This is a genomic window from Myxococcus sp. RHSTA-1-4 (genome assembly GCF_020037125.1).
Lineage (GTDB): Bacteria > Myxococcota > Myxococcia > Myxococcales > Myxococcaceae > Myxococcus.
Genome location: NZ_JAIQDG010000024.1, coordinates 63,681 through 86,650, shown reverse-complemented (window position 1 = coordinate 86,650; position 22,970 = coordinate 63,681). Strand labels below are relative to the sequence as shown.

Below are 22,970 nucleotides of genomic sequence, written 5' to 3'. Positions count from 1 at the left end.
CGTCCGGGGGCGGCTACTTCGTCCCCTTCGCGGGCTTCACGGCGTTCTTCGAAGCGGTGGAGCCCGCGAGCGCCTTCTTCACCGCGGCGGCGTTGCGCTGCGCGGGGAGGTCCGGCATGAGCAGCACCTCGATGCGCCGGTTGCGCGCGCGGCCCTGCGGCGTGGCGTTGCTGGAGATGGGGCGCATCTCGCCGTAGCCCGCGGCCACCATCCTGCGGGCGGGCACGCCGCCCTTGTCCTGGAGGAAGCGCACCACGTTCACCGCGCGCGCCACGGACAGCTCCCAGTTGGTGGGGAAGGTGCTCTGCAGCTTCTGGGACGGCGGCGAGTCGTCCGTGTGGCCGGACACCTGGATGAACTTGTCCTCCACCCTGGCCAGCACGCCGCCCAGGCGGGTGAGGACCTCCTGGCCACGCGCGCTGATGCTCGCGTCGCCGGAGTCGAAGAGCACCTTGTCCACCAGGTCCACCTGGATGCGCCCCTCCGCCTGCGACAGGCGGATGGCGCCGTTGGCGATTTCCGCCTTCATCTTGTCCTGGAGGTCGTCGTAGGTGGCCTTCAGCTTCGCCAGCTCCGCCTCCTGCTCCTGCACCGTCTGGCTGAGCTGCTCCTTCTCGGTGGACAGCTTCGAGCGCTCGGCCTCCGCCGCCGCCAGCTTCTCCGCCAGCTGCAGCCGCGCGGCCTCCGCGTCACGGGCGCGGTTGGAGGCCTCCATGGCCGCCTGACGGGACTGCTCGGCCAGGGCCTGCGCCTGCTGCGAACTCCGGTGCGCGAGGAACAGCACGCCGCCCGACAGCAACACCACCAGCGCCGTCACCAGCCAGGGCACCCAGGCCCGGCCCTGCTGCTGGCGCCCAGGCTCGCGGGGGGACTCCGTCATGTCGCGACCTCCATGAAGGGGGGATGAAGTCGCGGCACGGTAACGACAGCGCCCGGGTACGCTTCAAGGCGTCCCGGGTGCGCGCAGGTGTCTGGAGGTTCAACCTTGCAGCGGTGTCAGAACGGGAGCCACGAGGGCCGCACGCTGCGTGGGTCGCTCAGCGCATGGGAGAGCTGCGCGTTGAGGTCTCCGAAGGCCTGGCCGTCCAGCCACATGCTCTCAATCTTCTGCTTGCCGAGCTTGACCTCGTGGCGCTTGCCGTTGGCGGCGGTGGCGACCAGGGTGTCTCCGCCGTTGTAGGTGACGCGGAAGGGCTCGCCCCAGACCTGCACCGTCGTGTCGAACTTCAGGTCCGCGGGCACGCGGGTGGTGAGGTTGGTGCCGCGCGAGCCGGGGACCTTGAGGTCGTCCATGAACTCGCGCAGGAAGTCCTGCGTCACGTCGCGCGTCTGGCCGTCGAGCGTGGGGTCCACCTTCGCGTCGTAGCCGAAGCCGAGGGTGCTGTTGCTCTTCTTGGGATTCGTCAAATCCCACGTGGGCACGCTGAGCATGAACTGGTTGGCGCCCGGCTGGGTGCGGTCCCTGTAGTCCTGCGCGCCGGTGGCGTTGTCCTTCAGCATCGTGTAGCCGTTGAAGGCGTTCCACAGCACGTCGTCGGTGTCGAGCTGGCCCGAGGGCAGCGACTTCGCGGTGGCCTGGCCGTTGACGGGGTGCGCGTCGCCGCGCGAGTAGAGCGACACGCCAATCTGCGGCAGGTCGTTCTTGTTGTAGCCCATGGGCAGGTTGTCCAGCGCGCCGCCGTCCACCAGGTGCATGTTGCGGCCGGTGACGGGGTCCACCACCTGCACGGGCTCGAAGACGCCGGGAATGGCCATGGAGGCGCGCATGGCGAGCGCCACCGGCGTGTCCGGCGTCGTCTCCTGGCTGAAGACGAAGATGCGGTCCTTGTTGCTCTTGAAGCCCTCCGGCCCCACCGACGAGTCGTACGCCTTGGCGGCCACGAGCTGCAGCGGCACCTTGAGGTCCGCGAAGGTGACGGGCCTGTCATGGATGCCGGTCAGCTCGCGCAGCTTCTGGTCGAAGAGGTCATACGCGGCCTGTCCGTCGAGGAGGCCGCCGTCCTTCATGTCCAGGTCGAAGTCGTAGAGCTTGCCCAGGCGCGGGTCCTTGGCCACGTCCTCCAGCTGCTGGGGCGTGGCGCCCGTGGCGGCGAAGGCCGCGGCGATGGAGCCCGCCGAGGTGCCCGTCAGGCTCACCGGCACCACGCCCAGCTCCCGCATCTCCGCGACCATGGCCGCGTAGCGCTTGCCCTTGCCGCCGCCGCCCTGGAGGCTGAGGTGCACGCCGATGGGCTCTCCGCCCTGCACGGGCATGCCGGCCGCCTCGCGGGCCTTCGCCACGGAGGCGGTATATTCGGCGGCCTTCGCCGCGTCGCCGCCGAAGAGGAAGTCGAGCGGCTGGGGCGGCTTCGTCACCGGCGTGCCGGCGGGGAACTGGCTGGCGTGAATCTGGCCGTTGGGGACTTCCTTCGCCATGAACTGCGGGTCCACCCACAGCGAGCCGGGGCGGGGCGCGGTGGAGCGGGTGTAGCCCGTCGTCTTCGTCAGCTCGGCCTCGGCCTTCGCCAGCTCGGCCTTCACCTGCGCGTGGCGCGGGTGCGAGGGGGGCAGCATGTCCAGCTCCAGCGCCAGCGAGCGCACCTTGCCCAGCGTGTCGCGGAAGCCCTGCGTCTGGGCGATGAGCTGCTTGCCCTGGGTGTCGTCAATCTTCTGCGGGAGGACGCGCTCCAGGAGCTTCCGGAGGTCGCCCAGGTCGACTTCCTTCAGCTTGTCGAAGGGAATCTGGAGCGGCTTGCCGGTGAGGGTGATGCCCGCCCACGGCTTGTCCCCGCCGCCGGGCGGCTTGGGCAGTCCCAACTGGCGCAGGTCGGGCAGCTTCGCCTCGAAGCCGTCCAGGAGCCGGTCCGCCTTGCGCGCCACGTTCTGGAGTCCCTTGCCCAGGCGGGCGAGGACGTTGTCCTGCTCGGCCTTGCGCGGGGCCTGGGGCGCGGGAGCTTCCGGGGTCCGCCGGGGCGTGGGGGCACTGGGGGCGTGGGGCTGGGTCTTGATGCTCATGCGAGGAGACTCCGCGGATCCGCCGGGGGAGGTGCGGATTGTATCGGGATTATCGCGCGCACCTCGCCGCAGGTTGTGTGCGGGTGGGGCCGGGGCGGTGGCAAGGGGCTTGCTGAGGGTGGGTCACGGAGGCGCCTGGCGCCCGGCTCCTGGAGGCCATTCGTGATGACGTGCCGCGGTGTCCAGCTTCGAACCCTCGTCTCCCGCGCGGTGACACTGTTCCCCGAGGACACCGTCCTCGCCGCACTCCAGGTGATGCACCGGCATGGCGTGCACGTGCTCCCGGTGGTGGATGGCTACGACGGGGAGTTGCTGGGTGAGGTGACGGAGGGCGAGCTGCAGCGCCTGTCGGGGTGTGCACCCCTGGCCCGGCTGGCTGAAATTCTGACCGTCAAGGCGGTGACGGCCACGGAAGAAAGGAAAGGCGTCCGGTACGACGCGCTCGCGCCCGCGCCCCCGCGGCCCTGGCTGCACTGAGCCAGGGTGCGGTGCGTCATGGCTGGGCCGGGCCGCGATGGCGGGCGGGTTCCGCCAGCATGGTGCGGGGCCTCACCTCCTTGCGCCCTGCCAGTGAGTCGCACGGGGCTGGTGTGCCCCGCCGCCCGGGTGCCGTGGAGTCCCCGGGGTGCGCGGCGAGGTCCGGGGGGGAAGCCCGGCCAGCGGGGCCGCATGACCTGGCAGCCGGACGGTTGGAAGAAGCCCGCGACGTTGCAGCTCACGCTGGTGCCGCAGACGCGAGGCGCCGCCCTCCACGTGCACCTGGAGAAGCTCCCGGACGCGAAGGCCCGCGAAGCGATGTGCGAGCACGGGTCCAGGGTCATCGAAGGCCTTGCACCCGCACGTCCAGCACCCCGGTCGCGCGCGCCCGCGGGTCGACCCGCACCACGTACTGCCCGGCCGCGCGCAGGGTGATGGCGACCTTGCCCTCGCCGTCGCGTAGGCATCCGCTGGCGACCTCCCGGCCCCTCGGGTCGAGCACGCGGACTCCGCCGCACCCGGCCGGCAGGGTGCCCTTCGAGAGCAGCACGACGACGCGCTGGCCGGCGCTCCCGGTGAACGCCAGCCGCGCCACGGCGCCGGGCTGCTCGATGCGAGCCGTCACGGCCGGGCCGTCGATGCTCAGGCGCTCGTTCTGGTCCTCCACCGCGAAGAGGTGCACCCGCGCCGTCCCAATCCCGTCCGCCGCCGGGTTGACCCGGACCGTGTACCGGCCCGACTCGGCGAGCTGGAGCGCGTCGAGGTCGCCCGCGCCATCGTCCAGGCAGCCGGACCGGAGCGTCGCGCCGCCAGGCCCCCGCAGCACGAGCGCTCCGCACTGGTTGGGGATTGGCGCGGCACCGGCGACCGGGTCCACCTGGACGAACACCTTCTGGCCGGCGGCCGCGTCGAACACCACGCGTCCCTCAGCCCCGGGCTCGCGTACCGCGACGGTCACCGGCGGGCCGTCGAGCGTGCCGGCCTGCTCGTCGTCCACCGCGGTGACCACGCGCAGCGCCAACCTCCCGGTGGCATCCCCGCGCGGGTCGGCCACCACCGTGTACCGGCCGGCCTTTTCGAGGACGGTGCGCTCGAGCGCGCCGGTGCCGTGGGACAGACAGCCGGTCCGCAGCGAAGCGCCGCTCGGGCCAATCAGCCGCACGGTGCCGCAGCCATCCGGCAGGGTGCCGTCGCCCAGGACGACGTAGACGACCTGCCCGGCGGCGGCTTCGAAGGTCACCTGGCCGACCGCGCCCGGGGCCGTGAGGTCGACCGTGGCCCGGTCACCGTCGAGCGGCACCGTCGTGGTGCCGTCGGCGAAGGTCAGCAGGGGGCCGGTGTTCCCGCCGCCGCCCGGTGAGCGCCGCGCGCCGAGGTCTCGCTGGGACTCCCCGGCGGCGATGGCGAAGGCCGCGAGCCCGCTGGCCGCGACGTCGAGCAGACAGTTCTCCAGGAGTCCGGAGTCCACCACCCCGGCGAGGCCGCAGACCGCGGCGGCGCGCTCCCGGGCACCCGGGTCGAGGTCCGCGGCGGTGAGCACCGCGTCGGGGAAGGTGCGGTCGGTGAACGTCGCGGTGCTCTCCCCTGGGGCGTAGTCGAACAGGGACTCCGCGTCCGACACCCGCCAGCTCTCGACCAGTTGCGAGTACAGCTGCGCGCGGTCCTTCGGGGCGGTGATGCGCGCCCCTTCCCGGGTGGTGAGGTCATCGTCGGGGGTGCCGTCGAAGTCGCCGAGCAGACCGCGCACGGCGCCCCGCCGTCCCGCGCTGAGCCGGACCCGCACCTGCAGGCCCGCGGCGCCGATGGGGTCGGCCCGCACCGCCGACCCGTCCGGCCACGTCACCCACGCGCCGTCCGGTGCCCATCGCCGCGACGACGGCCCACGCTCGATGGTACCGCCGCCCGGCAGCGCGAGCGCTCCGCGCTCCGTCGCTACCTCCGCGCCGTCATGGCGCACGATGACGCCGCCGTGTTCGAGCGTGAGGGTCACCCGGTCCGCCCCCACCCGGACGGCGACGGCGGCGTTCACCGCGACCTTGCGGGAGGGGCCGAGCGGGCGTTGCCGGACCTGGACCATGAGGTCGGGCCGGCCGCCCGCGGCGCCATCCACCGACTCCACGAGGACCAGCTCGCCGACCGCCTGCGGGCTGTACCGGACGCCGTCGAACGTGGTCAGGTGCGGGTCACCGGTGGACTCGGCGCAGCCGTTCTCGCAGAACATCTCGTGCCGGGGCCCTCGTCCGCTGATGCGCTCGGGGCCGGGTGGCGGCTCGGGCGTCGGCTCGTCGCACTCGGAGAGGTCGGCCGGAAGCGGGCGGCCGTCGTACTCGGTGCGCGGAGGGAGGCCATTGGCCACCCGGTAGGCGTTCTCGAGGAAGGTCGCGAGGACCTCCTCGCGGGGAATGCCCGTGGCGCCGCACATGGCGGTGGGCGGGGCGGCCGAGTGGTCACCGAAGCGCGCCGCATGGACCAGCTCATGGAACAGCGACGCGCACGGGTCTCTTGGGACGCCGGCCTCGTACGGGTCTCGCGAGTGCGGGTTCCAGGTGACCGAGGACGAGCCCGGGCCGGCAGGGCTCTCCGGGGTGGAGAAGGTATTCGACCCGCCGTCGGTGAACACCAGGGTGATGGGCGGGGTGTCGTCGGAATCGGCCAGGTCGATGATTCGGCGGGTCTCGGGGGTGTGGTTGGCATCGCGGATGACTTTCAGGCAGGCCCACACCTCGTCGGCGAAGCCTGGCGGCTCGAGCGGGATGCGCAGGTCCGCTCTCGCGGGCACTCCGGGAGTGAGGCCCACCGCGAGGAGCACGATGACGGCGAGGGGGCCCGCCGAGCGTTCCCGATGCACCCGGCCGGCGCGGCGGCGCCGGGACAGGAGCCACCCCGCGAGCGCCGCGCCGATGAGGAGGACCGCCACGGCCACGAGGGCCAGCCATGGCACTCCGCCACCGTTTGGCGCTCCAGCGGTGGCCGGGGCGGCCCCGACCGTGAAGGAGACCGACGCGACGTTGCTGGACCCGGCGCAGACGGCGGGGGTGGCGTCGACCGCCGGTACCTCGTACCGCATCGCAACCTCGTAGTGGCCCGGGCCGTCGAGCGGCCACATGGACACGAGCGCGTCGCCGGCGGACAGGGGCTCGACGTCGAGGAGGAGGAGGCGGTCGGTGCCGGCCTCCATGGTGCGGACCGTGCGGGTCACCTCGATGCTGCCGCCGGGGTGGGTGGCGCGGAGCGAGTCGCGGACCGCCGAGGGAAGGCCCCCGCCATAGAGGCCGCGGCTGAACAGGGGCGTGACGGGTTTGCCACCGGCGGTCACGCTGACGACGCGCAGGGCAGCATCCGGGTGCGACGCCAGCGCGCAGGTGGCATCGGTCGTGTTGGTCACCCTGGCGGTGAGCGGAACCGGCGCGCCGACGGCGTAGCGGTCCGCCGGGGTGGAGAGGGCCAGCGTGAGCGGTGCCGTGGTGGATGCGGATTCGGCGGTGGCGGCCATGAGCGCCAGCCCGACCGCCACGACGACGGCGCCCCCCAGGCGGGGGCGAGCCGTCGCCGGGCCAGCCCTCCTGAGCCGCGAGTGAGTCACCGCGGGACCTGCTCCCCGGTGTCGAGACCCGGCTGCCATCGTTCCCCCTGTCAGGGTCCACCGCGAGTTCGCCATCGGGTGAGTTTCATGGCGCGGGGCACGACATGCCAGGGAGCACCGTGAGGAGCACTGGCCCGGGATACGGGTGCCGTGCTGTCCTGGTGTCGTGGCGTGGCCTGTCAGTGGGCGGAAACCCACGGCTCCGCGAGGCGGCTCTCGGCGCCGTGCTGGAGGACACGCCCGCCGGAGCGTTACGGCAGGGACTGGAGAGAGCCGCGGCCTTCCGCCATGAGCCTCACACCCCCGCCGCACCCACCCCCGCCACCCGCCGCACCGTCGCGGCGATTTCCTCCGGCACCTCCTCTTGGAGGAAGTGCCCCGCCTGCGTCTCGGTGACACGGGCCTGAGGCAGCGCCTCGCGGTGTCACTCCAGGGCGTGTCGCCGGGACGCGGAGCACGGCCGGGTTCAGTGCGGCGTGTCATTGGAAAACGGTGCGGCGCACGCAGGCCACTCGGTAGAGCGCGCGTGTGGTTGGTTTTCTCAAGTGCGTGCTCCGAATCCTTATTTTATCTGGTCTTGCCTGTTTGGCTTGCGGTCTTTCGATGTAGCTCCGCGGATGCGGATAGGACAGGGAGGGCAGCCCGGGCACCTTCCCGGTTGAAGCCATGTCAGACGGGTCGTGTAGTGCTCGTCCTGGGTGCCGGAGCGAGAACCGAGGCTGGTGAACCCAGACCTTGTCTTCCGCTGCCGAATGCCAGTATCAACGCGCGCCTTCGGTCGGTGTCTTGAGGGGGGGACATGAAACAGAATGCTTCGTGGGTGGTGGTGTGGCTGCTGGCGCTGCTGGCGACAGCGGTTCAAGCGGAGCCCGTGGGGACGGGCGTGGCCTTTCTCCTCGGCAGCCAGGACGCCGACGGTGGATTCGGGGGCACGCGTGGAGAGGAGCCGGGAGTCGCGACCCCAGAGGTTCTGGAGGCGCTCCGTGCGGTAGGGCTTGGGGCATCCGCCGAGGCCTTGCGTGCCGAACTCTTCTTCGCAAGCGCTCGTGGCGAGCGCGACTCAGAGCTTGTTCTTCGGCGTCAGCTTGCGCTCGCGCAGGCCGGGTTTCCCTTCTACTTCAGTCCTCTCATGGGCCACGCCGCGGGCTTCGAGGCGCCCGACGTCCTCCATCGCGCGCTCACGCTGCGGGCCTGGCAGCGGACGGGGCAGGCGCCAGTCCTGCCTGTCTCGCAGCTCGCGCAGGAGCTTGCTCTCGCAGCCGGGCAAGACGGGTGTTTTTCATATGCCGACAATGAGGTCTCCGTCTCGCTGACGGCCGAGGTGGTGCTCGCGCTGCGCCATTACTCCTATATCCCGTTGGTGGGCGCGAAGCTGGGCACGTCCCTGGAATGCCTGAAGGCGGTCCAGGGGCCCGGTGGTTCTTTCGGCTCGGTGGGGGACACCGCGCTGGCGGTGCTGGCCCTGCTGGGTGCTCCGGGGACTCATGAAGCCGCCATCTCCTCCGGCCGTAGCTACCTTGTCTCTATCCAGCAGGTGGATGGCTCCTGGGAGGGCAGTGTGCGAGCCACGGCACTGGCCGTGCGCGCTCTGGGGACGCACCAACCGGACTGGCGCGTGCTGACGGACGAGTGGGGGCGTGGTGCGCTCGTCCTGAGTGACGCGGAGCCACTGTTGGGGGCGACGGTGACGGCTCGACTGGACGTGGAGAACCGCTCGGGTTCGCCCGCACCCGCGACCCCCGTTCGCTTCGTGGCCCATTCCATGGAGACGGGCGCGGACGTGGTGCTGCGGGAAGTGACACTCCCGCCCCTTGAGCCGAGGCAGATGACCCACGTCGCCACGTCGCTCTCCACCACGCTCCTTTCGGGACGGTACACGCTCCGGGCGGTGGTGGACCCGGATGGCGCGGTGCCTGAGCTGGACGAGCGGAACAACGCCGTCTCCGCGCCCTTGCGCGTACGCCAGGAGAGCGATGTGGCGGTGACGTCCCAGGGCATCCACTTCACGTCGACGGGGGCGGAGCAGGTGCGGATAGAGGTGTCCGTCCGCAACCTGGGGGCACCACTTCCACGGGACGTGCAGGTGGACGTGTACAAGGGGACGCCGGGAACAGGTGGGGTGAAGCTCGGCTCCGGCACGGTGCCCGCGGGGACGGCGCCCAACGCCAGCTCGCGTTTCTCGCTCACCTGGAGCACCCAGGGCGTCAATGGGCCCACGGCCGTGCATGTCGTGGTGGACCCGGCGGACCAGCTCAGTGAGGCCGACGAGCAGAACAATCGCGCCTTTCGCTTCTATCACCCCGGGACGGCGCTCCCCGTGGACCTCTCCATTTCGTCCTCGGATGTGACGCACGAGCCCGGCTACGTAGTGCCCAATCAGCCCCTCACCGTCCGCGTGGTGGTGCACAACCTCAGCGCCAATGATGCGAACCGGGTCGTCGTGGGCCTTTATGCCTACGGAAGCCGGGACGTGCAGCCCTATGGCCTCGTCGAGCTTCCCATGGTCCCCGCGCGAGGGAGCGCGGTGGCGGAACTGCGCGCCTTCCTTCAGGTGGGCACCGTCATGAGGGTGGTCGTGGACCCTCAGGAGCAACTGGCCGACACGAACCGGCTAAACAACGAGACGAATCACGACGTGCCGAAGTCCTACACGTCCGACCATGAGCTGGAAGTGAGTTGGTTGAGCGCCTCTCGGGAGGATGCTCAGGACGGGACTCCCGTGACCATCAGCGCGGCCGTCTTGAACCGGGGACAGAAACCCGTGACGACACTGCTGCGCCTCCTGGACCTGGTGGATGGGAAGGTGTGGGAGGAGCAGCTCATCTCCTTGAACCCCAGCGAAAGTCGCATTGTCGCGCTGGGGCCCCACTTCGCGCCGCCGAGGACCTCCGCGCTCAGGGTTTGCCTGGACCCGGATGACACCATTCGGGAGCGCAATGAGAAGGACAACTGCCAGGAGCAAGGACTTGGCAGGGCGTCCGTCCGACTCTCCGTCCATTCGCGTGACGTCACCGTCTCTCCCGTGGGGGCGCACGTGGGCGAGAAGGTGCGGATCAGCGCCGTGGTTCGCAACAGCACGGCCAGGACTGCTCAGGCGGTCGTGGAATGGTGGCAGGGACGCCCCGCTTTTCTTGAGGGAATCAAGATTGGGGAGACCCCCATCCAAGTCCCGGCCGCGGTGGGAGCATCACCGGGGCTGGCGAAGGCCCACCTGGACTGGGTGCGCGAGGAGGGCCCGGTGGAGGTCTTCGCGCGCGTCGTGGCGGTCATGCCTCCCGAGGCCCGCGGCGACACGGTCAACAACGTCGCGGGAAGGCATCTCTTCCTCGAGTCCCTCCTCAACCTGGGGCTGGATGGAGCGGAGTCCTCCTCCCAGGTGGTGCAAGAGGTGCGCACGGGGCGATTGACGGGCCGCGCCGCGCCAGAGCTCGTCGTGGGGTATCTCGCCTCGTCCAGCCAGGCGCCCGGATGGACGGCGGGGGTCGCCCTCTACGAGCTCAATCCCGCGGGCAGCCATTCCTTGCTGTGGAGACACCCCGTTCAAGCGGGGCTTCAGGACCTTGTCCTGGCTGACCTGGAGGGGGATGGGCAGGGGGAAATCATTGTCTCGTCGACGGGTTTCAGCTCCACGCCTCCCCATGACCAGCGCATCACCGTTCTACGTCCGGATGGTACGACGAAATGGGAGAAGGCTCTCCCGCGCAATCGCGGTTGCGGCTTTTCGGTGCAGGGGGTGGGGCAGCAGCTTGCGCTGGGTGACGTGAACGCAGATGGCATTGCCGACATCGCCTATCTGGATACGGAACTGCTGGTTCTCTCGGGGGCCGACGGCCATGAGCTTTTCACGACCCCGCTCCTGGGTGAGGACTCTTCCTGCTATGGCTCACCCCGTGCGGAGGTGCTGGATGTGGATGGGGATGGGGCCAATGAGATTCTCGTGGTCCACCCGGGGCGGATGTCCCTTGTCAGCCATACGGGTGCGCTGCGGTGGCAGGTGGGGCCGGTGCCTGGCTACGGAAATGCTTTCAGCATTGCGGACGTGGACCTCGACGGTAGCCCGGAGGTCATCCTCCCGCAGCACAGGGGGCCTGCCCAGGCCTGGAATGCGCGGACGGGAGAGCGTCTCCAGGTCGGAGTCTTCTTCGATGGAGCCTTCTGGGGACTGAGCGTCGGAGCGCTTCGCCAGGACGGGCTGCCCTACGTTGCCTCGACGAGCAACTCGGGAACGTCGCACCTGGCCGCCTTCACGCAGGAGTTGGACTACCTCTGGGAGACCCAGACCTCATCGGAGGAAGTGGTCGACGTGCACATCGGCACGCTCGCGGACCTGCGGGGATGGGGACGGCCGCAGCTTCTCTTCAACTCCACTTGGCGCGCTCTCATGATGCTGGACGGCAGGGATGGCCGGATGCTCACGGACCTGACCTCGCCGCTGCCCTCCGGGGTGGGGGCCAATTCGAACCTCGCCTACCGCCACGACAGGCCGCCCGTGGTAGCGGACATCGACGGGGATGGCCGGGCCGAAGTCCTCGTCGCGGGGGCGAGCTGGTCCTGCCGCACGGACATCTGGCCGCAGACGCAGGCTCCTGACTACGGCTGCAATCAGGTCTTCATCTACGCCAGTTCCCACTGGGCGAAACAGCCCACCGCGTGGCCCACCCGGTTTCTGCGGAAGGGGCAGGTGGGGGAGGACTTGAAAGTCAGCACTGACTACCGGTGGTGGACGAAATCCCACGGCAATACCTTCAACCAGCAGTTCGACCAGGAGCCCGCGCGACTGCTTCCGGACCTGGCCGTCACCTCCAGGGACCTGTCCTCCGTCCCGGTGATGGGGACCGCGGGCGCCTCGCTCCAACTGTCCGCCGTGGTGCACAACCTGGGAGGACTCCCGGCTTCCAATGTGAAGGTGTCTTTCTTCGACGGAGACCCGAAGGCGGGGGGGAGGCACCTTGGGGACGCCGTGGCTACGGGCCCTCTCGCGGTGCGAAAGGGGACTGCCACCGCCAGCCTTCCCTGGGTGGCCTACCCGGAAGGCGAGCACCTCATCCATGTGGTGGTGAATCCGGATGAGGCCATCGAGGAGAGCGGCCGCGAGAACAACAGCGCTTCCTTCCGGGTGTTCGTGCAGCCGGGAGGGCCACTGTGCGACCTGGCCATGGACGCCGCCCGTATCTCGGCCACGCCCGCGGCGCCGGGCGCGGGCGAGTCCGTGACGCTCACGGCCACGGTGCGAAACGTGGGTGGCATGGACTGTGCGGCGTCCCTCGTCACCGTCCACGACGGTGCTGGCACATCTCCGGCGAGCTTCGCCGCGTTGCGCGCGCTGGAGGCTGGACAGGAGGAGACAGTCTCCCTTTTCCTCACCGCGTTGCCAGGCACCCGTGTGTACCGGTGGGTGGCGGATGCGACCGGCGTGACGCTGGACGTGGATAGAGGCAACAACGAAGCCTCCTTCCAGCTTGTCGTCCCAGCGTCCGCGCTGCCGGACCTGCTGGTGGCTTCCCTCTCGGCCTCGCCAGCCTCGGCGTTCGCGGGTGAGGCCGTGGCGCTGGAAGCCACGGTGCGAAACCAGGGAGCCGCAACACCGGCGAGCCGCTACCGGGTCCGGATGGGGACCTTCACGATGGGGGAGGGGGCTCTGCCGCCGCTCCGTAGCGGGGAGGCGACCACGGTCGTGGTACCCCTCACCGCGCCCGAGGCTTCCGCGCAGCTTCTCTTAGAGGTGGACCCGGACGCGGAGGTGGCGGAGTTCCTCGAGACGAACAACACTGCCTCGACGTCCCTGGAGGTCGCAGCCAGCCAGTTCCTCCTGTCCATGGAGGCCTCGCCCGCCTCCGCCGGTCCCGAGACGCTGGTGGGCCTGTCGCTCACCTTGGAGAACCAGGCACCCGTGGCCAGGGACGTTCGCCTGGATGCCAGGGTGGTAGGGCCGGACGGACGCTTGGCCGTAACACTCCTGGAGTCCGCGCGGGAGGTGCTGGGCGCGAACGAGCGTACCGTCCGAAGTCTCGACTGGACGACCGGAAGAAGCGCCCCGGGGGTGTACCGGGTGCGGGTGTCGGCGTCGGTGGGGGGGCGTCTGCTTGCGCGAGGCGAGACCTCCGTGACGGTATGGCACGAGTCCGCCGCGGGTACTCAGCTGGTAACGGACAGGGGCACGTACGCTCCCGGACAGGAGGTCCTCCTCAGTCAGCGTGCCACCAACCTGAGCCGCAACGCGGCGCTGGAGGGGGCCGTGGTACGCATCTCCGTCCTCGAGACGGACGGTGCCGAGTTGTATGCCTCGACGCGGCCCCTGCCCAGGCTTCCCGCGGGAGGCTTCGTGGACACGACCGACCTGTTCCACATCTCGCCGCACCTTGCGCCGGGGGCCTACGTGGCGGTGGCGAGGGTCTTGAGCACGAGTGGTGTTCCCCTGGCCGAGGCTCGTGCGGCATGGACGCTTGCGTATGAGGCGCCGGAGGCGGTGAAGGGCACGCTGTCGGCGCAGAGCCCGTTCCCCATTGGCCCGGCTCTCATGGCTCGTGTCTCCCTCGCCAACACGGGCGGCATGGACGTCGAGAACGAGGTGCTGGACGTACTCCTCCTGGATGCGGCTTCGTTGCAGCAGCAGTCCGTGGCCTCGATGCAGGTCAGCCTCGCGGCGGGCCACGGCGAGACGGTAACGGTGCCCGTGCCGACGAGCGGCCTCCCGGAGGGAGTGAAGCTGCTGGTAGCCCGGCTGAATGGACGGACACTCACCCGCATCCTCGCTACCGCGGAAACCAACACGGACAGGGAGCCTCCCGTCATCACGGTCCAGGGCGTGGCGGAGGGCCTGCTGACTCGCGAGGACGTCACCCCGGTGATTGAGGTGCGGGATGCGAGCCCCGTCTCGGTAGTGGTGTTGCTGGACAACCAGCCCTTCACGAGTGGCACCCCCGTGTCCGCGGAGGGAGCTCACATCCTCTCGGTAACGGCGGTGGACGTGTACGGCAACCGCGGCGAGCAGAGCCACCGCTTCACCCTGGACAAGACGCCGCCACAGCTTGTCCTCAACGGAGCCGACCACCAGGCCGTGCTGCGCACGCCGGTGGCGCTGTCCTGGGAGGCGGAGGACGCGCACCCGGGGCCTCCGGCAACCGGACAGTTGAATGCCGCATCCATCCCCTCGGGATATGTCGTCGATGTCGAGGGAGAGTACGTGTGGACGGTGGAAGCCACGGACGCGGCGGGCAATGCCGCGCAGGAGACACGGAGCTTCTGTCTGGACTTCACCCCGCCCTCCATTGCCATTGCTGGCGTGGCGGAGGGAGCCCACTACAAGGGGGCCGTGAGTCCCGTGGTGGAGGTGACGGACCTTCATCCGGTGACCACCTTCCTCACGTTGGACGGGGAGCCCTTCACGTCGGGAGACATGGTGACGACGGCCGGGGTGCACCTCCTGCACGTGGTGGCCCTGGATGGCGCCGGAAACCAGGCGACGGCACAGGTGTCCTTCACACTGGACTTCACCACGCCCACGATTCAGGTGGCGGGGGTGACGGCGGGCACCTCCTATTCCCAGTCCGTCGTCATTGAGTACACGGCGTTGGACGATCACCTCGCCATGGTGTCGGCCACGATGGACGGAGCCCCCTTCTCCTCGGGTGACACCGTGGGCGCGGAGGGGCCACACACCTTCGTGGTGAGGGCGGTGGACCTGGCTGGAAACGAGGCCCGGCTTGCCATTCCTTTCACCCTCGACTTCTCGGGGCCCGTCCTCCAGGTGTCGGGCGTGGTGTCTGGGGCCTTCCATGCGCGGAGCGTCACCATCCACTACTCGGCGCAGGACGCGAACCTGGCTTCCCTCCAGGCCACCCTGGACGGGACGGACTTCACCACGGGTAGCATCGTCGATGCGGAGGGGCCGCACACCCTCGTGGTGCGAGCCAGGGACACCGCGGGCAACGAGTCCAGCACCACCGTCTCCTTCACCCTGGACTTCACTCTACCGGACATCGAGGTGTCCGGGGTCAGCGAGGGGGCCACAGGCGACGCCTTCGTCATCGGCTTCACCGCGACGGACACACACCTCGACACCGTGGGGGCGACGCTGGACGAGAGGCCCTTCGCCCCTGGAACGCGAGTGGATGCCCGCGGCACGCATGCCCTCGTCGTGACGGCGACGGACAAGGCGGGCAACAGCGCGACACGCACCGTCCACTTCGAGGTGGTGCCGTTGACGCCTGTGTTCAACTATGCCCTGTGTGCCTTTGGAAGCCTCACCCTGCGCAACCATGCGCAGGTGCAGGGCTCCGGAGGCAGCGGCCCCGCGTCCGTGGCGGCGCATGGTGCCATGGTCCTCCAGGGGCTGGCCCGGGTCTCGGGTGATGTCGTGGCGGGAGGGAGCCTCTCACTCGAAGGAGCGGCCCGTGTGGAGGGGAGGGCCTACCATGGTGGAGCATTCTCCCGGACAGGCCAGTCCGTGGTGGAAGGCGGCGCCCAGCGCGTCATCCCAGCACCAGCGCCGTGCGAGTGCGGCTATGACGTGGCCCGGTACCTCGCCGAGGTGAAGGCGGACAACGACAACGCGACGCTGGCGACGCTGCCCGATAGCCATCTCTGGTGGAAGGATGGAGTCTTCCTCCTGGACGGCGTGACGGTGGCGCTGCCCGCGGGCCGCTATCATGCGAAGCGCATCACCCTCTCGCGGAAGGCCGTGCTGAAGGCGGCGCCAGGGGCGAGGGTGGAGCTGTTCGTGGAGGAAGGCGTCACCGTGGGGACCGGTGCCTTTCTCGGTGGGCAGCCCTCCAGCGCAAGCGCCCTGCTGGTGGTTTCGGGCGCGGACGCCGCCCGGGGGCAGGGCGTGGTGGTGGCCAATAACTCGGACGCGGCGCTGTCGCTGTACGCACCGGCCGCGGACATTTCCCTCTCCAACAACTCGCGGCTGTATGGCGCGGTAGTGGGGCGCAACGTGGCGGTGGAGAACCACCACACGCTGATGCTGACACCCGGGCCGCAACAGACCCCGCCGCCCCTCACCTGCCAGTAGGGCCACGAGGAATACATCCCATGTTGAAGCGCAAGACGACTGGCTTTCGGGTGCTGTCGGCCCTGCTCGCGGGCCTCACGGTGTTCTTCTATTGCAGCGAGGGCTTCGCGAAGGCGCACGCCGCGGAGAGTGCCATGCGGCAGCGCATCGAGGAGGCGGCGAAGCACCTGCGCGTGTCTCGAGAGCGCCTGGAAGACCCGGACGCGTGGTGGGGCCGGGAGAAGCTCGCGGCCGCGGAGCGGCGCAGGGCCTCCCTGGAGAAGATGAAGCTGTTCGCAGGGCAGTACGAGTCCGAGATACGCGCGGCCCAGGCGGCCAGGGAAGCGCGGCGAATCATTGCCGCGGACGCCAGGGGGCCCCTCGTTCTCGAGCTGGCGGAGGCGAGCGCCAGGGGCCTTTCGCGAGACACGCTGGAGAAGCGGCTGGCGAAGGCGTCACCCGTGTGGGCGAAGGCCTCGCGCGAGGGCGCCGCCCGGAAGCGGACGGGGCCCTCCGAGCAGCCCTTCTCTCCGGCCCGGCTGAAGCACCTGTCGGTGCAGCCGAAGACGCCGCGGGTGCTGCCATTCCGGGGACACCTGACACCGGAGGTGAAGGCCCTCTATGCCGGGGTGCTGGGCGAAGGGGCGAGGGTGGCGCGGTGGGACGGCAGCGAGGTCGCGGTGGAGGACGTGCTGCGCCATGGGGTGCGGCCTCCCGAGGTGCGCCTCGCCTCGCTGGCGAGTGACGCCTTGGGAATGCTGCCCCTCATGGGCGCGCTGCCTCCGCCCACGGAGGAGGACCTGGCCCAGACGCCGGAGACGCGGCGCACGCCCGAGTTGGAGGCCCTGGCGGCTTCCCTCGGGGGCAAACCCCTGGCCCTCTACAACTATGTGCACACCCGCGTGAAGCCGGAGCTGTACCACGGCAGCAAAAAGGGAGCGGTGGCGACGCTGGAGGAGGGGGCGGGCAATGACTGGGACTCGGCCGCGCTGCTGGTGGCGCTGCTGCGCGCCTCGGGGGTGCCAGCGCGCTACGAGTACGGAACGGTGCGCCTCTCCAGGGCCCAGGCGGAGGCCCTCACGGGCGAGAGTGACGTCACCATGGCCGCCTGGCTGCTTTCCAGGACAGGTATCCCCGCGGCCGCCACCAGCGATGGCACGGGCGTATTGGCGGAGCGGGCCTGGGTGCGCGCCTACGTGCCCTACGGCAACTACCGGGGCGCCGGCCCTGGAGGGGAGAAGCTGTGGGTGCGGTTGGATCCGGGCATGAAGGTGATGAAGCACCGCCAGCCCGTCAACCTGCGGGGCCTCGTCCGCTTCGATGCCGGCGCCTACCTCGCGGCGCCCACGCCGAAGACGCCGCTGGAGGTGTTCGAGGGGCAACTGCTTGCCGCCGCCCAGCAGAGAAACCTCTGCAACACGCTGGAGGATGCGGCGTGGGTGGCGGGCATTGACGAAGCGGACTTCCGCCTCCTGCCCTCGGAGCACCCGGCACGGGTGGAGGCGAGCCTCTTCAACGTGGCAAGGCCACCCGCCACCATGCGCCATCAGGTGGAGGTCAACCTGGACGGGGAGGTGCACAGCTTCGAGCTGGCGGAGCTGCAATCCCGCACGCTGGCCCTGCGCTACCCTGGGGCAACGGCCGCGGACGAGGAGGCCATCGCGAGAGCCGGTGGCATCGTCCACGTGGTGCCCTACCAGGTGAAGGTGGTCCCGACCCTGGTGTTGGAGGGCGTGGAGGTGAAGCGCTTCGCCCCTGTGCACCCGGGCACGGTGCAGACGCTCACCGTTCGCACCACCTTCCCCGCAACCTCTCCTGCCCTGGCGGTGCACCAGCCCGTCGCGGGGAGCGTGTATTCCCTCCTCACCGCGGCAGGTCCTCCGTCAACCCACCGCCTCGCGCGGCTGAAGTCCCGTGTCAGTGAGGCCACGGGGGACGCGCAGGTGGAGGCCGAGGTGCACTACGCCATGGCGCTCTATGCGCACCGCATGGTGACGGCCACCGCCCGGGTGGCGGACCTGCAGGGCCACCTGCCCCTGCGGCACGTCATGGAGGGACTGGCGGGCAAGGCCCTCCGCTTTACCGAACTCCACGGCACGCCGGTGGCACTTGCCCCGGGCCCCTACATCTTCGACGTCAACGCCTTCCAGGGAGTGCTGCCGAGAGACATGAATGCCTCGGAGGTTCCGCACCTCTTGACGCTGCTGGGACACCACAGCAGCGCCTTGGAGGCCAAGGTGTGGGAGGAGGTGCTGTCCACCGAGTCCATGTCCGCGGTGAGAGCACTCCAGGTGGCGGCAAGCCAACAGGTGCCCGTGTACCGGCTGACGAAGGCCAACCCGGACGACAGGGCCAAGTTGGAGCTGTACCCGCCCGAGACGCTTCAGCATGTCGACGAGGCCCTCGCGGCCGGGTGGACGGTGACCATTCCCGAGCGCCCCGTCAACCACCACCAGTACCAGAACCAGATTGGTTACATCCTGCTCAATCCGGTGACTGGCGAGGGGGGATACCGCATTGGCCAGCTGCTCAATGGCGGCATCTCAAGTGAACGGGGAGGGAGCGAAGGCCCCGCGGACGACTGCTCGGGGTGCAGCCGGGATGAGGCGCCCGTCGGTAGCACCGTGGACCTGAGCAACGGCAATTTCCGCGAGACGTGGACGGACCTGACGCTGCCCGCGCCAGGGCTGCCCGTGGTGTGGGCACGCACCTATGCCTCCCGGGCCTGGGGGCTCACGGGCCTCGGCTATGGGTGGATGCACAGCTATGGCATGTACCTGCGGCCGGAGGTGGACGGCGGCCTCACCTACCTCACCGAGGACTGGCGCGAGGTACGCTTCACCCGGACGGCCACCGGGTACACCGTGGCGCCAGGGTGGCACCTGACGCTGACGAAGCTCGCGGATGGCCACCGTCTCCGGACGAAGCACGGCCTCGTTCAGGAATTCAACCTGGAGGGGAAGTTGCGGAGCGTCACCGACACGAGTGGCAACCGCGTGACGCTGACGTACCAGGCGGGCCTCCTCACCGAAGTGCGGGACGCCAACAACCAGGTGGCCCTGGGCTTCACCTACGCAGGCAACAAGATAGCCACGGTGACGGACCGGGTGGGGCGCACGGTTTCCTATGAGTATCAGGGCGACGACCTGACGAAGGTGACGGACGTGCTGGGCCACGCGGAAGCCTACGCCTACGACTCCGCCCACAACCTGGTGAAGCGGATGGACAAGCGGGGCAAGGTGTGGCTCAGCTTCCATGACTCGCTTTCCGACAGGTGGGTGGGTGGGGAGAACCCGCTGGGCCACCGCAGCAGCGTCCATTACGACGTCGTCAACCGCCGCACCGTGTACGTGGACAGGACGGGGGCGGCGTGGACGCGTGAGTACAACGCGAGGGGCAACCCCGTGGCCCTGGTGGACCCCCTGGGCAACCGCAAGGAGATGGAGTGGGACGCGGCCCTCAACAAGCGCAGCGAGAAGGACGGTCGGGGGTACGTCACACGGTACGAGTACGACAGCCAGGGCAACCTCATCCTGCAGACGGACGTCGACCAGGGGGGGGCGCGGTACACGTATGACAGCACCTTCAACCTGCCGAAGTCCGTTCAGCGGGTCGGGCTCCCCACCGTCACCAACACCTACGACGTGGCGGGCCGGCTGGTGTCACGGCTGGAGGCCGGAAACACCACCACCTACGGCTACGACGCGCGAGGGCAGCTCGTCACCGTGACCGCGCCCGGGGAGGCCACCACTCAGCTGACCTACGATGCGAGCGGCCTCATCGAGTCGGTGAAGGACGCGACGGGAGGCGTCACCCACTTCGGCTTCGACTCCGCGGGCCACCTCGTCAGCACCCGGGATGCGAACGGCCACACCCAGACGCTGGAGGTGGATGCCGCGGGCCAGATGCTCGCCATGGTGGATGCAATGGGGGCGCGCACCGAGTCCACCTACGACGCGGCTGGAAACCGCCTCACGCAGAAGGACGCACGCGGCCACGAGACGCGCTTCACGTACGACGCGGCAGGCCGCCTCACGCAAGTGATGGATGCCCTCGGTCACACCACCACCACGGAATACGACGCGGAGGGCCGGGTGGTGGCCCGGGTGGATGCGCGCGGGGCACGCACCACCACCCGGTATGATGCCGCGGGCCGGGCGGTGGAGACGACGGGGCCGGACGGGGCTACCACGACGGTGGGGTGGTGCGCGGACGTGCCCACCCAGCCTTGCGCGGAAGTGGACGCCCTCGGAAACCTCACCACCACCGAGTTCGACGTGATGGGACGCGTCACCCGGGTGGTGGACGCGCTGGGGCGGGAGACGCGGAGGGCCTATGACAGCGCGGGCCGCATCCTGACTGAGACGGGCGTTGGCGAGGCGCCTGCCACGTACCAATACGACGGCTACCGCGGACTGCTTCAGGCGGTGACACGGGGTCCCCTCACCGTCATGTATGAGTACGATGCTCGGGGCAACCGCACGAAGGTGACGACGGGCAATCAGGTCACCTCCTACGTCTACGACAAGGCCAACCGGCTCCTTTCCGAGAAGAATCCGCTCGGTGTGGTGACGAGCTTTACCTATGACGCCGCCGGCAACCGGGCTTCCCGGACGGACGGCAACGGGAGGACCACTTCCTACACCTACGATGCCAACGGACGATTGAGGGAGGTGCTCTTCGCGGACGGCAGCCGGTACGAGTACGGCTACGACGCCTTGGGCAACCGGACTCTGGAGAAGAGCCCCACCCATGAAAGGCGGCTCGCGTACGACTCCCTGGGACGCCTCCAGCAGGTGATGGACCTCTCGCTGGGGAAGACACTGGCGTATACCCATGATGCCAATGGCAACCGCACATCGGTGTCGGATGGGACGCTTGTCCACACGTACGCGTACGACAGGCGCAATCGCCTCATTCAGGCGATGGACTCCGGCGGCAGGCGGACCCTCTTCGAATACGACGCGGCGGGGAGACGCACGCAGGTGGCGCGCCCCAATGGGGTTGCTACCACCTACGCCTATGATGTCGCGGGCCAGGTGTTGAGCATCGTCCACGCGCGGAGTGGCACTGTGCTGGCGGGCTTTGCCTATACCTATGATGGAAAAGGCAACCGCCTGTCGAAGACATTTGCTGACGGCACCTCGGAGGTCTACGCGTACGATACGGGCAACCGGCTCACTCAGGTGGCATACGGACCACGGCGGGTGGTGAAGTACACGCTCAGTTCCGAGGGCAACGCAACCATCGTGGACGACAAGGTGAGGTTGTCCGACAACACTCAGCAGTCGACGTACACGGCTGCTACCTTCAATGCCTTCAACCAGTTGACGCAGGCGAGGAGGCAGGTATGCACCGTGGGTTGTACTACCACGGACACGGTCTACGCCTATGACGGGAACGGCAACCTGAAGGCCGAGACGACGGGGAGCCAGGTGAAGGCCTACGCCTGGGACATGGACAACCGGCTGCGCGGCATCACGATGCCGGACGGAGTTGTGAATGTGTATGAATACGATGCCAACGGTTTGCGCACCATGCAGGCCACGCCTTCGGGTATAACTCGTTATCTATTGGATGGCGAAAGTGTCCTGGCTGAGTTCGACAGTGCGGGCGCGACGAAGACGAGCTACCTGACGAATCCACAAGCAGTTGATGAGATTCTGTCTTTCGAAAAAGACGGAGTTGCCTTCTCCCCGCTTACGGATGCGCTTGGAAGCATCTATGCCGTGGCGGATTCCTCTGGGGCAGTGGTTGGTGGTTATAGCTATGACGCATATGGTGATCGGAAGACCACGGGCTCAGGGCCACAACTGGCATTCGGCTTCACGGGCAGGGAGCATGATGCAAGTGGCCTGAGGTATCACCGAGACAGGTATGCTGACGCGATGGTGGGTCGGTGGAACCAAGTGGACAGACTTGGAATGCTCGCTGGTGCGAACTTCTATGAATATGTAGGTGGTAAGGCTGTCCTGCATCGAGACCCATCCGGAATGATCGCTACAAACTCGATGGATGCGTTGCTGCTGGCCAACTTCCCCGCCTGGCTCCAGATTGCAGTTGAAGTCGGAATTGTGGCTGGTGGCATGGGGGCAGTTGCTAGTTTTGCGAAAAGATATGTTGGCGTGGGTCGTGAAATATCTGTCATGGTTGGGGCTTGTGTAGCTTTGAAAGAGATGGAGTCCAGGCGGGTGCTCTATCGTGGTCTTTCGAAAAAAGATCTTCAGGAGTATTCTTTTCATGGGTATGTTTTGAGTGAGTATGCTCGTGCCGGGCGCACTCTGTCGGACGCGATGAGTAGAGCAACGGCACATACTGCCTATTTCCACATGGAGGAGACGCTTGCGGGTTCCCCGTGGATAAGTGTGACGAGATCTCCTGTTACTGGGTTGCGGTACGCCACTACGGGTGGTTTTGATAGTGAGCCGTCGGGACGAGTCATGAAAATCACGACGATGCGGGCCAGCGTGCCCACTGAAGCGGGAGGAAAGTCTGCAGCAGAGGATCAGGAAGAACTCCTTTTTTATAAGCTGGGGCTTGCTGGGCTGGATGAACTCTTGCTCGTGTGGTAGTGGATTTTCGTGTGTTTCTGGCTGTTTGCGCTCTCGTTGTACGGGGGCTGACGTTTGAGGGTTTTCGGGCTGTGTGTGCGAGGTGAGTTGGCGCATTGCCTCTTTGATGTGCTTCAAGCGGCTTCGGAGCCTGAGGACACTTGAGGCCTCGTCCTGTGGTCATGTCCGAGGCGCTCGCAGAGGTCGTGGCGGGCCCTATCCTTCTTGGTGGTCTGTCATGGGCCAGCGTTCCGAGGCAGGGCGGACGGGCATTCCACGGTCGTGGTAGGATGTCGGTTGCTCGCAGATTCGCTCAGGCAGGGGCAAGTGTCCTCCCGGGTGCTGGGGCAATTCGAGGTGTCGAACGGGCGTG

6 protein-coding genes are annotated in these 22,970 nt (G+C 68.6%); 3 read left to right on the top strand and 3 right to left on the bottom strand.

All coding sequences use genetic code 11. The features are described from left to right. Nucleotides 1–13: 13 nt before the first annotated feature. Together K8638_RS44975 and K8638_RS28930 are read right to left on the bottom strand one after the other, a co-directional pair. Nucleotides 14–880 carry an OmpA family protein gene (locus K8638_RS44975; protein WP_305071199.1) on the bottom strand — a complete coding sequence of 289 codons (867 nt, stop codon included), beginning with the start codon at nucleotides 878–880 and terminating at the stop codon, nucleotides 14–16. A 116-nt stretch (nucleotides 881–996) separates the two neighbouring features. Then, nucleotides 997–2,994, bottom strand: coding sequence for a patatin-like phospholipase family protein (locus K8638_RS28930; protein ID WP_223757888.1), 1,998 nt, complete (start codon nucleotides 2,992–2,994; stop codon nucleotides 997–999). A gap of 165 nt (nucleotides 2,995–3,159) precedes the next feature. Here K8638_RS28930 and K8638_RS28925 point away from each other — a divergent pair, with 165 nt between their 5' ends. After that, a complete protein-coding gene (locus K8638_RS28925) occupies nucleotides 3,160–3,471 on the top strand; it encodes an HPP family protein (protein WP_223757887.1) in 312 nt (103 codons plus the stop codon). A gap of 340 nt (nucleotides 3,472–3,811) precedes the next feature. On the opposite strand, the gene K8638_RS45335 is transcribed toward K8638_RS28925, so the two are convergent. Beyond that, on the bottom strand, nucleotides 3,812–6,985 hold the full coding sequence (locus K8638_RS45335; RefSeq protein WP_223757886.1) for a VWD domain-containing protein: 3,174 nt from the start codon (nucleotides 6,983–6,985) through the stop codon (nucleotides 3,812–3,814). Between the two features lie 868 nt (nucleotides 6,986–7,853). On the opposite strand from K8638_RS45335, the gene K8638_RS28915 reads away from it, so the two are divergent. Both K8638_RS28915 and K8638_RS28910 read left to right on the top strand, forming a co-directional pair. Next, nucleotides 7,854–16,067 carry a CARDB domain-containing protein gene (locus K8638_RS28915; protein WP_223757885.1) on the top strand — a complete coding sequence of 2,738 codons (8,214 nt, stop codon included), beginning with the start codon at nucleotides 7,854–7,856 and terminating at the stop codon, nucleotides 16,065–16,067. Between the two features lie 20 nt (nucleotides 16,068–16,087). Then, nucleotides 16,088–22,618: a DUF6531 domain-containing protein gene (locus tag K8638_RS28910; RefSeq protein ID WP_223757884.1), complete on the top strand. Its 6,531-nt coding sequence runs from the start codon at nucleotides 16,088–16,090 to the stop codon at nucleotides 22,616–22,618. The last annotated feature ends 352 nt before the right edge of the window (nucleotides 22,619–22,970 follow it).

Coding starts and splice junctions, on each gene's coding strand:
- K8638_RS44975 (WP_305071199.1), bottom strand. CDS start 880: ATGACGGAGTCCCCCCGCGAGCCTGGGCGCCAGCAGCAGGGCCGGGCC.
- K8638_RS28915 (WP_223757885.1), top strand. CDS start 7,854: ATGAAACAGAATGCTTCGTGGGTGGTGGTGTGGCTGCTGGCGCTGCTG.
- K8638_RS28925 (WP_223757887.1), top strand. CDS start 3,160: ATGACGTGCCGCGGTGTCCAGCTTCGAACCCTCGTCTCCCGCGCGGTG.
- K8638_RS28910 (WP_223757884.1), top strand. CDS start 16,088: ATGTTGAAGCGCAAGACGACTGGCTTTCGGGTGCTGTCGGCCCTGCTC.
- K8638_RS28930 (WP_223757888.1), bottom strand. CDS start 2,994: ATGAGCATCAAGACCCAGCCCCACGCCCCCAGTGCCCCCACGCCCCGG.